10 protein-coding genes are annotated in these 13,441 nt (G+C 76.7%); 8 read left to right on the forward strand and 2 right to left on the reverse strand.

All coding sequences use genetic code 11. From position 1 onward, the window contains the following. Positions 1-21 precede the first annotated feature (21 nt). The gene (locus ABT093_RS07420; protein ID WP_350561410.1) at positions 22-1,218 is read left to right on the forward strand and encodes a right-handed parallel beta-helix repeat-containing protein; all 1,197 of its coding nucleotides are present in this window, start codon (positions 22-24) and stop codon (positions 1,216-1,218) included. Between the two features lie 124 nt (positions 1,219-1,342). Continuing rightward, a complete protein-coding gene (locus ABT093_RS07425) occupies positions 1,343-2,374 on the forward strand; it encodes a methyltransferase (protein WP_350561412.1) in 1,032 nt (343 codons plus the stop codon). A 121-nt stretch (positions 2,375-2,495) separates the two neighbouring features. Here the strand turns inward: ABT093_RS07425 and ABT093_RS07430 are convergent, their stop codons facing one another. Beyond that, positions 2,496-3,194, reverse strand: coding sequence for a class F sortase (locus ABT093_RS07430; protein ID WP_350561414.1), 699 nt, complete (start codon positions 3,192-3,194; stop codon positions 2,496-2,498). 141 nt (positions 3,195-3,335) lie between these two features. Then, complete coding sequence (locus ABT093_RS07435; RefSeq protein WP_350561416.1) at positions 3,336-3,761, reverse strand: hypothetical protein; 426 nt, start codon at positions 3,759-3,761, stop codon at positions 3,336-3,338. Positions 3,762-4,032: 271 nt separating this feature from the next. On the opposite strand from ABT093_RS07435, the gene ABT093_RS07440 reads away from it, so the two are divergent. The 6 genes from ABT093_RS07440 to ABT093_RS07465 all read left to right on the forward strand — a co-directional run bounded on the left by ABT093_RS07440 (position 4,033) and on the right by ABT093_RS07465 (position 13,426). Continuing rightward, positions 4,033-4,485, forward strand: a complete 453-nt coding sequence (locus tag ABT093_RS07440; protein ID WP_350561418.1) for a PPOX class F420-dependent oxidoreductase — start codon at positions 4,033-4,035, stop codon at positions 4,483-4,485. A gap of 73 nt (positions 4,486-4,558) precedes the next feature. After that, the gene (locus tag ABT093_RS07445) at positions 4,559-5,494 is read left to right on the forward strand and encodes a hypothetical protein (protein WP_350561420.1); all 936 of its coding nucleotides are present in this window, start codon (positions 4,559-4,561) and stop codon (positions 5,492-5,494) included. A gap of 576 nt (positions 5,495-6,070) precedes the next feature. Then, positions 6,071-7,420: an MFS transporter gene (locus ABT093_RS07450; protein WP_350561422.1), complete on the forward strand. Its 1,350-nt coding sequence runs from the start codon at positions 6,071-6,073 to the stop codon at positions 7,418-7,420. Between the two features lie 23 nt (positions 7,421-7,443). Continuing rightward, on the forward strand, positions 7,444-8,802 hold the full coding sequence (locus ABT093_RS07455) for a non-ribosomal peptide synthetase (RefSeq protein ID WP_350561424.1): 1,359 nt from the start codon (positions 7,444-7,446) through the stop codon (positions 8,800-8,802). 251 nt (positions 8,803-9,053) lie between these two features. Next, positions 9,054-12,218, forward strand: coding sequence for a non-ribosomal peptide synthetase (locus ABT093_RS07460; RefSeq protein WP_350561426.1), 3,165 nt, complete (start codon positions 9,054-9,056; stop codon positions 12,216-12,218). Further along, complete coding sequence (locus ABT093_RS07465) at positions 12,215-13,426, forward strand: acyl-CoA dehydrogenase family protein (RefSeq protein ID WP_350561428.1); 1,212 nt, start codon at positions 12,215-12,217, stop codon at positions 13,424-13,426. The genes ABT093_RS07460 and ABT093_RS07465 overlap by 4 nt, the downstream gene beginning before the upstream one ends. The last annotated feature ends 15 nt before the right edge of the window (positions 13,427-13,441 follow it).

Below are 13,441 nucleotides of genomic sequence, written 5' to 3' on the forward strand. Positions count from 1 at the left end.
CCAGAAAGCAGGTCATCACTCATGCCCACGCGACGGGTCCACCACCTCGCCGCGGCCACCGCCGCCGCCACGACCGCCCTGACCACCGTCCTCACCGCCGTCGGCGCCGCGCCCGCGCACGCCGCCGGCGAACTGCACGTGGTGTTTCCCGGGGAATCGATTCAGCAGGCCCTCGACGCCGCCCTTCCCGGTGACACCGTGCAGCTGCTGCCCGGCGAGTACCGGGGCAGCGTCCGGATCACCACACCCGGCCTCACCCTGCGCGGCGCCGGCCCGGACAGCGTCATCCTCCCGGCCGAGCCGGCCGCCGCCGCGCCCGCCCCGGCCGCCGCCGCGCCCGCCCCGGCCGCCGCCGCGCCCGCCCCGGCGGCGGACGCGCCCGCTCCCGCCGCTCCCGCCACGTCCACCCTGTCCGCCGCCGACCTCGCCGCGGCCTGTTCCGCCGCCGGTCACGGCCTCTGCGTGGTCGGTACCGACAGCCGGCCGCTCGCCGGGGTCACCGTCGAGGCGCTCGCCGTCACCGGCTTCCGCAAGAACGGCATCAACGCCACCGGCACCACCGGCCTGACCGTCCGCGCCACCTACGTCCACGACAACGCGCAGCAGGGCATCAGCCAGGAGAAGTCCACCCGGGGCGTGATCACCGCCAACGAGTCCGCCCGCAACGGCCAGTCCGGCGTCTTCCTCGCCAACTCCGTGGACAGCGAGGGCGGCGCCCTGTCCACCGACGGCACCCTGGTCAGGGACAACCTGCTCACCGACAACCGGATCGGCGTCACCGTGCGCCGGCTGCGCGACCTGAGCATCGACCGCAACCGGATCCACGGCAACTGCGGCGGGGTCTTCGTCGTCGGCGACGAGGGCGTGCCCCGGGCCGGCGCGCTCACCGTCACCCGCAACCAGGTCGTCGCCAACAACCGCTACTGCCCGCCCAACCCCCGGCTGGACCACATCCAGGGCGCCGGCATCGTGCTCACCGGTGCCGAGGAGACGGCGGTGACGGAGAACGAGGTCCGCGACAACGTCGGCGCCTCGCCGTTCTCCGGCGGGATCGTGCTCGTGCCCAGCGTGGTCGGCGTGGCCAACGCCCGCAACACGGTCACCGACAACCTCGTGCTCGGCAACGGCCCGGCCGACCTCGCCGACCGCGACACCGGCACCGACAACGCCTTCACCCGCAACCAGTGCGCGGTCTCCGAGCCCGCCGGCCGTTGCTGACCGGTCCGTCCGCCCCCGGGCCCGTCCCCCCGACACCCCCGCCCACCCCTCCGACGCCCCCGAAGCCCCGAGTCCCCCGAAGCCCTGCGCCATCCCGTTCCCGCAGAAAGCAGAGAAACGGTCCATGACCACCGCACCCGCCACCACCCCGCAGGCCGCCATGCGCCTGCGGGAGCTCGTCTTCGGCGCCGCCTGCGCCGCCGCCGTCCGCGCGGCCGCCCGGCTCGGTGCCGCCGACGCGCTCGGCGACACCCCCACCACCGTCACCGACCTCGCCGCCGACCTCGGCACCGAGCCCCGGCAGCTGCGCCGCCTGCTGCGCGCCCTCACCTGCTACGGCATCTTCGAGGAGCTCGACGGCGACCGCTTCGCCCACACCGAGATGTCCCGGCTGCTGCGCGAGGACGCCCCGAACAGCCTGCGCTACATCTCCCTGTGGTGCACCGAGCCGTGGACCTGGGAGGCCTGGCCGAAGCTGGACGAGGCGGTGCGTTCGGGCCGCAACGTCTTCCCCGAGCTGTTCGGCAAGGAGTTCTTCGACTACCTGCACAGCGAAGGCGGCGAGTCCGCCAAGGTCTTCGACAAGGCGATGACCACCTCCAGCCGGCAGTCCGCCGCCGACTTCGCCGCCTACCTCGACCTCACCGGCGTCGACTCGGTGGTGGACATCGGCGGCGGCCAGGGCCACGTCCTCGCCAGCCTGCTGGAGAAGCACCCGGCGCTGCACGGCACCCTGCTCGACCTGCCCAAGGTGGTCGCCGGCGCCGACCCCCGGCTGCGCGAGGGCGGCGCGTTCGCCGCCCGGGCCCGGCTGGTGCCCGGCGACTGCCGGGTGGACATCCCGGTGGTCGCCGACCTCTACATCATCAAGAACATCCTGGAGTGGGACGACGAGAGCACCCGGCGCACGCTGGCCAACGTGGTCGCGGCGGCCCGCCCGGGCGCCCGGGTCGTGGTGGTCGAGAACCTGGTGGACGACAGCCCCTCGATGCGGTTCACCACCGCCATGGACCTCATGCTGATGCTCAACGTCGGCGGCGCCAAGCACTCCGAGACGAGCATGGCCCGGCTGATGACCGAGGCCGGCCTGGAGGTCCGCGAGGTCCGCCCGGTCAACCCGTACCTGCACGCCTTCGAGGCCGTCGTCCGCGGCTGACCCGTCCAGGGCCGCGCCGTCCGGGGCCGGCCCGTCCGGGGCCGTGCCACCCCGCCCGCACACCGCGACCGCCGGTCCCCTTCCACAGGGGGGCCGGCGGTCGCGGTGCCGCCGGAGCCGCTCACGCCTTGCGGGAGGACTCCAGGTGCGCGAAGACCACCACGTTGTCGAGGTAGTCCCGGCGCTGCTTGTCGTAGGTGCCGCCGCAGGTGATCAGCCGGAGCTGGGCGTCGGGCGTCTTCCCGTAGACCCGCTGGTCGGGGAAGGCGTCCTTGGCGAAGGTCTCCACGGCGTCGACCGCGAACACGGCGATGGTGCCGTCGGCCCGCTGGACCTCCACCTTGTTGCCCGGCAGCATCAGGCTGAGCAGCAGGAACACCGCCGGCCCCTTGCTGGTGTCGACGTGCCCGGCCACCACCGCGGCGCCGCGCTCGCCCGGCGAGACGCCGCCGCGGTACCAGCCGACCAGGTTCTTGTCCTCCGGCGGCGGGGGGTTGAGCTGCCCGGAGGGGTTCAGGGTGAGCTCGGTGAAGGGGGCGTCCACGTTGATCTGCGGGATCCGCAGCCGGGCCGGCACGGACCGGTCCAGCGGCGGCGCCGCCTTGACCGGCGCGGCCGGGGCGGGCCCGACGGCCCCGCCCGCCGAGGGGTCGGCCCCGCCCGCCGCCGGGGCCGTGGCGGCCGGGGGCCCGGCCTGCCCTGCTGCGGACCCGTCCGCCGGGACGGTGTCCACCGAGTTGTAGATCAGCAGCAGACCGACCGCTGCCGCCCCCATGCCCGCGCGCAGCATCCGGGACGTCCCGGGGATCAGACCGGCCATCGTCGCTCGTACTCCTCTCCACGGCCCGCGCTCCCGAGACCGCGGGCCCGACACGGCGAAGCGCCGCCCCGCACGCCGCCCCATCGAGCCCGGCGCACGGGGCGCGGGCCACGACGGGGCGGCGGCGGGAACGGCGCGGGATCAGATGGTGGCGTCGCCGGTGCGGCGGCCGCGGCGCAGCGCGATCGCGCCGGCCCCGAGACCGCCGAGCAGCAGGACCGCACCGGAGGCGAGGCCGCCGCCGGAGAGCGCGAGCCCGCCGCCGCCGGTGTGCACGCCACCGTGCGGGGCCTTCTCCTCGCCCTTGGCCTCGTAGCCCTTGTCCTCCGAGCCCTTGCTCTCGGAACCCTTGGCCTCGGGGGCCTTCTGCTCCTCGGTGCCGGAGGAGCCCTTCTGCTTCTCCTCCCAGGTCTTCTGACCCTCGGCGCTGGCGGCCTTGTCCTGCTTCTCCTGCCAGGTCAGGTTCTTGCCCTGGTCGGAGGCGCCATCGGCGAAGGCGAGCGGGGCACCGACGGTGAGGACCGCCGCGACGGCGGCCCCGGCGAGCAGCGTGCGTGCAGAACGCATGATGATGATCCTTCCGGCGCGTTTCCCGCGATCGCCGACACGTCGTCGGCCAGGGGACTCACGGGGTGGGCGCCTGATCCAACGTCAACCACGGTGGCCGCCGGTGCCACCGGAAGGCGGCAGCGGCGGCCCGGCCGGTGAGCCCTTCGGGTGGACGTCCCGGGCGTGTTCACCCGAGTGCCCTGGGCGGTCCGGGTGACCACCGCCGCCGGGGAGGAACGGGGAGCGGAGCAGCGGCGTGCGGCCGGCCGGGGACGGGCAGACTGGGCGCATGGTCGAGATCTCGAAGGACGTCCGGGAGCGGATCGCGGCGGGGCACATCTGGTACGTCGGCACGGTCAACGCCGACGGGTCGCCGCACGTCAGCCCGATGTGGGTGGGGATGGAGGGGGACCTGCTGCTGTTCAACACCTCCGTGGGGCGGGTCAAGGAGCGGAACCTGCGGCGGGACCCGAGGGTCTGCCTGTCGCTCGCCGACCCCGCCGACCCGTACGACCGGGTGCAGATCCGGGGGCGGGTGGTGCGCTTCGTCGAGGGCGAGGAGGCCGAGCGGAACATGGACCGGCTGGCCCGCACCTACCTCGGCGTCGAACGTTACGGCTGGGGCATCCCGGGGGAGCGGCGGGTGGTCGTGCTGATCGAGCCGACCAGGGTCAGCCGGGTGACCGGGGTCGAGCCGCTCCCGCCGGGCGCTCCCGGGGCCACCCCGTCCGCCCGGGGCTGACCGCCCGCCCCGGGGGACCGGCCGCCCGGGGGCGCGTCTATCTTGAGGGGCCACGGACACGAGAGGGGCGGACATGGGCACGGCCGGTCGGAAGGTGGCCGCTGCGGCGGCGACGGGTGTGCTGCTGGCGGCGGTGGCGGCCTGCGGTTCGGGGAGTTCGGCACACTCCGGGGACACGGCGAAGGGCGCCCCGGCGGCTTCGGCGAGCCCCGGTACTACGGCCGACGCGGGCGCCGGCGCCACCGCCGGCACCTCGACGGCTCCGGGCGGCACCCCGGGCGGCGCCCCGGCGGGCGGTTCCCCGGCGCCGGGGGCCGCGGCGGGCGGTGCGCCGGCCCCGGGCGCGACGGCCGGCACCGGATCGTCCGGCGCGGGCGCGGGCGCGGCGGCAGCGGGCGGCTCCGCCACCGGACCGTCCGCCACCGGACCGTCCGCCACCGGACCGGTCGGCGCGGGAACGTCCGGCGGCGGGCAGTCGGCCACCGGACCCGACTCGGACACCCCGCTGCTCGACTCCGCGCTGGTCGCGCAGGTGCTGCCCGACCAGAAGGCCATGGCCGGATGGGAGGAGGAGAAGCGGCGGGTCGACACCGCCGACCACGCCACCACCTGCACCGCCGCCACGCCGTGCACCGGCAAGCCGCTGAGCGGGCAGGCCCGGTTCGGGGCCGGCGAGGTGACCGTCCGCTTCGGCGTCGACACCCTGCCCGGCCGGACCCAGGCCCAGGACCGCCTCAAGGAGGCGTACGCGGCCTACGGCGACACCACCAAGTACGGCCCGGCCGACGTCGGCCCGCTGGGGACGGAGAGCCGCGCGTTCCAGGGCCAGCTGGCGGGCCGGGACGGCGTGGCGATCGTGATCCGCTCCGGCACGGTGGTCGCCACCGTCACCACCGAGGGCGGCCCGGTGGACCCGGCGGGCACCCGGCGGCTCGCCGCGATGCTGGTCGAGCGCATCGAGCAGGCCCAGGCGGGCCGCACCCCGGACGCCGGGCTCGACCCGGCCTGACGCGCCCCCGACGTACCGCCCGACGTACCGCCCGGCCCACCGTTCGGCCAACCGCCCGGCGTACCCGACGTACCGCCCGACGTACCGCCCGGCCCACCGTTCGGCCAACCGCCCGGCGTACCCGACGTACCGCCCGACGTACCGCCCGACGTACCGCCCGGCCCACCGTTCGGCCAACCGCCCGGCGTACCGAACGTACCGCCCGACGCGCCCCGTGCCCCCCGGACCGACTCTCCGGCCCAGGGGGCACGCGCGTGCGGATATCACGCCGGAACCACTGCCGGGTGACGCAGCGTCAGTACCGCTTGCGTTCCGGCCAAGTTGAGGATCACCGTCCGCTGGCGCGAAAATAGTGGTCCGGATAGCGGACGCCGGAATGGACGCCCGGCGCGCGGGCGCCGGTCCGGGCGTTGCCGCTGGTCGCGCCCGCGAGGGCCGGCGCCGGGCCGGACGGGGCGGTGCGGGCCGCGGACGGGGGAGGGCCGAGGAGGCGGCGGTATCCGGTCGAATCGGGCGGGGGCCGGAATCCGGCCAGCCGGTTGCCCGGTAGCGAATCGGTAACCGAGGGTCGTGCTGATGAACGAAAAGCCTCGCCCGTCCCACGCCGACACGCCGGCCCGCCGCGATTTCCGGCTCCTGCTCTCGGGAGCCGTCGCGGCGCAGGCGGGCAGTCAGGTCACCCTGGTCGCGCTGCCGCTGGTGGCGGTGGTGGAGCTCGACGCCACACCCTTCCAGGTCGGCCTGCTGACCGCCGCCGAGACCGCCGCCTTCCTGCTGGTCGGCCTGCCCGCCGGCGCCTGGCTGGACCGGATGCGCAAACTGCCCGTGCTGGTCCGCTCCGACGTCCTGCGCTGCCTGGCCGTCGGCTCCATCCCGCTCGCCGCCGCGGCGGACGCGCTCAGCCTGCTCCAGCTCTACCTGGTGGCCCTGGTCACCGGAGTCGCGACGGTCTTCTTCGACGTCGCCCACCAGTCCTTCCTCCCGGTGCTGCTGCCGCGCGAGCGCCTGGTGGCGGGCAACGGCGCGATCGAGACCGTCCGCTCCTCCGCGCAGATCGCCGGGCCGGGCCTGGGCGGCGGACTGGTCCAACTCCTCGGCGCGCCACTGGCGATCATCGTCGACGCGGCCGGCTACCTGCTCTCGGCGCTGCTGCTCGGCCGGATCCGCGCCGAGGAGCGGCCGCCCCGGCCCGAGCCCGGGAGCTCGCTGCGCGCGGACGTCGCCGAGGGCCTGCGCTTCGTGACCGGGCACCCGCTGCTGCGGGTGATCGCGGCCACCACCGCGCTGTCCAACCTGTTCGGCGCGGTGCTGATGGCGGTGCAGACCGTCTTCTGGGTGCGGGTGCTGCACCTGTCACCGGGCGCGATCGGGATCCTGCTCTCGGTCACGGCGGTCGGCGGGCTCGCCGGTGCGCTCTGCGCGGGCCGGCTGGCCGCGCGGGTCGGGCAGGCCCGGCTGATCTGGCTCGCCCCGCTGGTCACCGCGCCCTTCGCGCTGCTGTGGCCGCTCGCCGACGGCGGAGCCGGGCCGGTGCTGTTCGCGGCCGGCGGGGTGGTGGCGCTGTTCGGCGCGGTGGTCTACAACGTCGCCCAGGTGAGCTTCCGGCAGGGCCTGTGCCCGCCCCGGCTGCTCGGCCGGATGAACGCCACCATGCGGTTCCTGGTCTGGGGCACCCTGCCGCTCGGCGCCCTGCTCGGCGGCGCCGTCGCCGACGCGGCCGGTCCGCGCGCCGCGCTCTGGCTCTGCGCGGCGGGCTTCCTGGTCGTACCGGTGCCGCTGCTGCTCTCGCCGCTGCGCGGCCTGCGCGACCTGCCGTCCGCGCCGCCGGAGGCGGACACGCCCGACGCCGCGCCCGACGCGCCCGCTGCGCCCGCCGCGCCCGGCGGTGCATCCGAGGGCGCCCCCGCCGCCCACCGAACTCCCTGAACCGACCGAAGCGGAGACCTCCCGTGCACTCCAGCATCACGGCCGCCTACCTCACCCGCTACCGGTCCCTCGCCGCCGCCTCCGAGGCCGCCCCGGCGGTGCTGCTCCCGCTCACCGGCGCCCAGCGCCGCTTCCTGATCACCCGCCGCCGTGACCCGCGCGGCCGGACGGACGTCGTCCCGCTGTTCTTCGCCTTCCCGCGCGGCACCGTCGACCTGCCCCGGCTGCGCCGCGCCGCCCTGCGGCTGGCCGGCCGGCACCCGGCGCTGCGCGGCGAGTTCACCGTGCTGCGCGGCACCCCGGTGCTGCGGCTGGGCGAGCCCTCCGTCGAGGTGGCCCACGTGCCGGTGGACCGGGCGGTCGACCCGGCGGCCGGTCCGGCGGCGCCCCCGGAGCCCGGGCAGCCGGACGGACCGGCCCGGTCGGCGCTGCGCCGGGCCCTGCTGGACTGGCCGGCCGACGGCCCGGTGCTGCGGCTGCTGCTGGCGGCCGCGCCGGACGACGAGGAGGAACTGCTCGCCGTCGCCCTGGACCACGCCGCCTGCGACGAGCAGTCGCTCGGCCTGGTCACCGAGGGGCTGAGCGCCGCCTACGCCGAGGACGACGGCGCCCCGGGCGCGGCCGGGCTGACCGTCCCGGCGGAGGCCGTCGAGGCCTACCGGGCAGCCGTCGAAGGCCAGTTGGCCGCCGAGGCGAACGCCGCGGGCGCGGCCGCGCAGGCCCACTGGGCCGCCCGGCTCGGCGCGCTCGGCGACCCCCCGCGGGGGGAGCGGCCGGCCGGGGCCGCCTGGTCGACGGGCACGGCCGTCGAGCGGCTGCCCGCGGTGACCGGCGCCGCCCGCGGCGGGGTCTTCCCGGCGCTGCTGGACGCCGTGGCGGCCGCCGCGCACCACCTCGACGGCGGTGGCGAGCGGGTGCTGGCGCTCGGCTACCCGTGGGGCGGCCGCCCGGCCGACGCGGCCCCCGTCCTCGGCTGCTTCCTCAACACCCTCGTCCACCCGGCGCCACCCGGCCCGCCCCGCGACCTCGACGCGCTCGGCGCCGACTGGTGGGACGACCTGGACCACGCGGACACCCCGTACGACGAGGTGGTGCGCGCCGCCCGTTCGGCCGGGGCGAGCTGGTCCGGCGCGCTCGACGGGCTGCTCACCTTCGAGGACCTGCACCGCCGCCCGCCGCTGCTGCTCGCCGGCGCCGCCGGGCGGGAGGTCCACCTGGCGGGCCGCCCGCTCGCCGCGCCGCTCGCGGTCTCCGCCTCGCACGGGGAGGACCTGCTGGTCCGGCTGGCCTGGGACCGCGAGCGCTACCCGGGCGCCGCGGCGGAAGCGGCCTTCGCGACCCTGCTCGCCACCCTGCGCCGCCACCTCGGCGCGCCCGTCTGATCCCGGCGGGACCCCGCCCGCCCGCCGCGCCGCCACCCGCCCACCGCCCACCGCCCACCGCCCAGCCACCCGTCACCTTTCACCCGCCCGAGCTCAGCGACCACCCCGCCCGCGCGCCACCCCGGTGCGCCCCGACCACCCCGCCGAGCCCGCCACCACCCCCGGCGCGCCCGGCCCGGGGCGAGCCCCGAACCGCCCGCCCCTGGCACTGTCGAACCGAACAACAACCCGACACCACAAGGGAGTTGCCCATGTTCGCGCTGTCCTCCTCGCAGGAAATAGTCTGGCTGCACGAGCAGTTGCTGCCCGGCAGCCGCGCCTACAACTTCACCGCCGCCCTCGACCTCTGGGGCCCGCTCGACACCGACGCGCTGCGCGCCGGCCTGACCGCCGTGCTCGCCCACCACCCCGGCCTGCGGCTCGAACTGGTCGAGCAGGCCGAGGGCTTGCCACTGCAGCGGGTCGGCCCCCGTGGTGAACCCAGGCTGCGCACCAGCGACCTGGGCGCTGAGCCCGACCCCGAGGCCGCGTTCCGCGCCCTGCTCGCCGCCGAGGCCGAGGAGCCGCTGGACACCACCGAGGCCCCGCTGCTGCGCTGGCACCTCGCCCGGCTCGGAGCCGACCACCACCGGCTCATCCACGTCGAGCACCATCTCGTGCACGACGGCCACTCCTTCGCGATCCTGCTGCGCGACCTGTTCACCGTCTACCGCGCGCACGTGCTCGGCGCCGCCGACACCGTCACGCTCCCCGCCGCCCCCTCCTACGAGGACCACGTGCGCGCCGCCGGCGCCGCCCGGCAGGCCGACCGCGAACGCGGACTCGCCTACTGGACCGGCGAGTTGGCCGACGCCCCGCTCGACCTGACGCTGCCCGGCCTGGCCCGCCCCGGCGCGCCCCGCCGCCACCGCGGCGGACAGCTGCGCCAGTCGATCGGAGCCGACCTCGCCGAGCGGCTGCGCGAGCGCGCCAGGACCGACGGGCACACCCCGTTCTCCACCCTGCTCACGCTCTTCGCCGAACTGCTGCGCCGCCACAGCGGCCACCGCGAACTGGTGGTCGGCACCGCGGTCGGCAACCGCCCGCCCGGGTTCGAGGGCACCGTCGGAATGTTCGTGAACACCGTGCCGCTGCGCCTGCGGCTCGACCCGGCCGCCCCCGGCACCGAGGCGGTGGACGAGGTGACCGACGTGCTGTTCCGCGCGCTGCCGCACCAGGACGTCCCCGTCCAGGAGCTGACCCGCGCGCTCGGCCGGCACACCGGCGGCAGCGACAACCCGCTGTTCGACGTGATGTTCAGCGCGCACGACGCGCCGCTGCCCGACGTCCAGGCGCCCGGCCTGGAGGTCTCGCTGTACGAGGGGTTCAACACCGGCACCACCCGCTTCGACCTCGACCTCGTGCTGCTGCCCGACGACCGCCGGGTGGTCGGCGAGAAGCACGGCGCGGCCGGGATGACCCTGGTCTGGGACTACGACGCCGACCTCTTCGGCGAGCCGACCGCGAGCCTCCTCGCGGAACGGCTGCTCGACCTGCTGCGCGGCTACCTCGACGGCCCGGACGCCCCGCTCGCCGACCTCGCCGCGCCACCCTCCCGGGAACCGGCCGCAGCCCCCGCCCCCGAGCCGGCCGACCTCGACCCGGCCGCCGCCCACGACCCCACCGCGCTCGCCCTGCTCGCCGGCTCCGAGCGCCTGAGCTACGGCGACCTGGACCGCCGCGTCGGCGAACTCGTCGAGCGCCTGCGCGCCGCCGGGGTGACCCCGGGCCAGCCGGTCGCCACCGTCCTGCCGCGCGGCGTGGACAGCGTCGTCGCCCTGCTCGCCTGCCTGCGCCACGGCGCCGTGTACGCGCCGCTCTCCGCCGAGGACCCGCAGGCCCGGCTCGGCCTGCTGCTGGACCGGCTCGCCCCCGCGCTCGTCCTGGCCACCCGGCAGAGCGCGCTCGCCCTGCCCGGCGAGCTGACCCCGGCGCTGCTGGACGGCCCGCCGTTCCCCAAGGCCGAGCCCGCCGCCGTGCTCGACGGCGCCGCCTACGTGATCCACACCTCCGGCTCCACCGGCGTGCCCAAGCCCGTCCTGGTCGGGCGGGGCGCGCTCGCCCGCTGGACCACCGCGCTCGCCGCCCGCTACGGGCTCGGCCCCGCCGACCGGGTGCTGCTGTTCGCCCGGCCCTCCTTCGACGTGGCCCTGGAGGAGGTGCTGCCCTCGCTGGTGGCCGGCGCCGCCCTCGTGGTGCCGCAGCGCGAGGTGCCGACCGGGCCCGAACTGGTCGCCGTGCTGGCCGCCCGCGGCGTCACCGTCGCCAACCTGCCGACCAGTTACGCGCTCGCCGTCCGCGACGACCTGCGCGAGGCGCTCGCGGACGGCCGCTGGTCCCCGCGCCTACTGGTGCTCGGCGGCGAACGGCTGCCCGCGCGCGCCCTGCGCGGGCTGACCGACGGCACCGCCGTCACCGTTCTCAACGCCTACGGCGTCACCGAGGCCACCGTCACCTCCACCGTGCACGAGGTCACCGCGACAGACCTCGCCGAGGACACCGGGGACGCCGTCGCCCGCGATGCCGCCGACGCCCGCGATGCCGCCGAGATCCCGCTCGGCACCGAACTGCCCGGCGTCCGGGTGCACGTGCTGGACGCCGGCGGACAGCCGCTGCCGCCCGGCGCGGTCGGCGAACTCGCCATCGGGGGAGCGGTGGTGGCCGACGGCTACCTCGGCCTGCCGGAGCCCACCGAGGCCCGGTTCACCACCCCGCCCGCGCTCGGCGGCGAGCGCGTCTACCGCACCGGCGACCGCGGCTACCGCGACCTCGACGGCCGGCTGCGCTTCCTCGGCCGCCAGGACAACCAGGTCAAGCTGCGCGGCTTCCGGATCGAGCTGGAGGAGATCGAGGCCGCCGCCTCCGCCGAACTCGGCGGCCGCTCCTGCGCCGTCGTGCTGCACCACGACGCGACCGCCGGCCCCCGCCTGCTCGGCTTCCTCGACGGCGGCCCGCAGCCCGACCAGCCCGCCCTGCACGCGGCGCTGGCCCGCCGGCTGCCGGCCGGCCTCGTCCCGGCGAGCTGGACGGCGCTGGACGCCATGCCGCTGCTGCCGGGCGGCAAGCCCGACCGGACGGCCCTCGCCCGGCTGGCCGCCGAGGCGCCCGGCACCGCCGACCCGGCCCCGCGCCCGGCCGAGCGCGCCTTCGCCGATCCCGGCCAGTCGCTGGTGGCCGAGGCCTGGCGCGAGGTGCTCGGCCACGACCGGTTCACCGCCGACTCGCACTTCTTCGAGGTCGGCGGCCACTCGTTGCTCGCCGCCCGGCTCGCCGCCTGGCTGGAGCCGCGCCTCGGCACCCGCCCCCCACTGCGCACCCTCTTCCAGCACCCCGTCCTGGCCGACCAGGCCCGCGCCCTGACCGGAGCTCAGAAGTGACCCCGACCACACCCCTCACCTCCGCCCCCGGCCTCTCCGCGCCGTCCGCCGTCCTCGAAGCCGAGCACCGCGAGCTCACCGACGCCTTCGAGAGCTTCGTCCGCCGCGAACTCGACCCGCTCGCCGCCGAACTGGCCGAGTCCGCCGAACAGCCGCCGGCCGACCTGCGCGCCTACGTGCGCAAGCGCTCCGCCGCCCTCGGCTTCTACGCCGGCGACTACCCCGAGGAACTCGGCGGCTCCGGCATGCCGTTCACCGCCGTCGTGCAGCTGCACCACGCCGCCGGACGCAGCGGCTGCCCGCTCGCCCCCTACGCGCTGGCCGGCTCCGACGGCCCCAGCCCGCTGCTGCGCCACGGCACCCCCCAGCAGATCGAGCGCCACCTCGTCCCGCTGGTCCGCGGCGAGCGCACCCGCTGTCTGGCGCTCACCGAACCGCAGGCCGGTTCCGACGCCTTCCGGCTCACCACCACCGCCGTCCGCGAGGGCGACGGCTGGCTGCTGAACGGCCGCAAGACCTTCGTCAGCAACGCCGACCGGGCCGACCTCGCGCTCGTCGTCGCCGCCACCGACCTCGGCGACGGCGCCGGGGCGACCGCCGGCGCCACCGCCTTCGTGCTGCCCATGGACCACCCCGGGCTGCGCATCGGCCAGCGCTACGAGGGCATGTCCGGCGAGCCGCTCTTCGAACTGACCCTCGACCGGCTGTACGCCCCGGCCGACTGCGTCATCGGCGGCGAGGCGGGCGTCGGCGCCGCCACCGGGCTCGCCATGGACAGCCTCTCCCGGGGCCGCCTGGTGGTCGCCGCGATGTGCAACGGCATCGCCGAGTACGCGCTGCGCCTCGGCGTGGAGTACGCCCGCGAGCGGCGGGCCTTCGGGCAGCCGATCGGCGACTACCAGCACGTCCAGGAGCACCTGGTGCGCACCCGCGCCGAGGTCGAGGCCGCCAAGCTGCTCACCCTCGCCTGCGCCCGCCTGGTCGACGACGGCAGCGAGGCCCCCGAGAACGCCGCGCTCGCCAAGCTGACCTCCTCCGAGACCGCCGTCCGGGCCGTCGACCGCTCGCTCCAGGTGCACGGCGCCACCGGCTGGGTGCGCGGCCATCCGCTGGAGTACCTCTACCGCTACGTCCGGATGACGACCATCATCGAGGGGACCTCCGAGGTCCAGAAGGTGATCGTGGCCCGGGCCATGGGTCTGGGCTGACCCCGTTCCGACGAC

It is taken from the genome of Kitasatospora sp. NPDC002551 (assembly GCF_040296005.1).
Taxonomy (GTDB): Bacteria; Actinomycetota; Actinomycetes; order Streptomycetales; family Streptomycetaceae; genus Kitasatospora.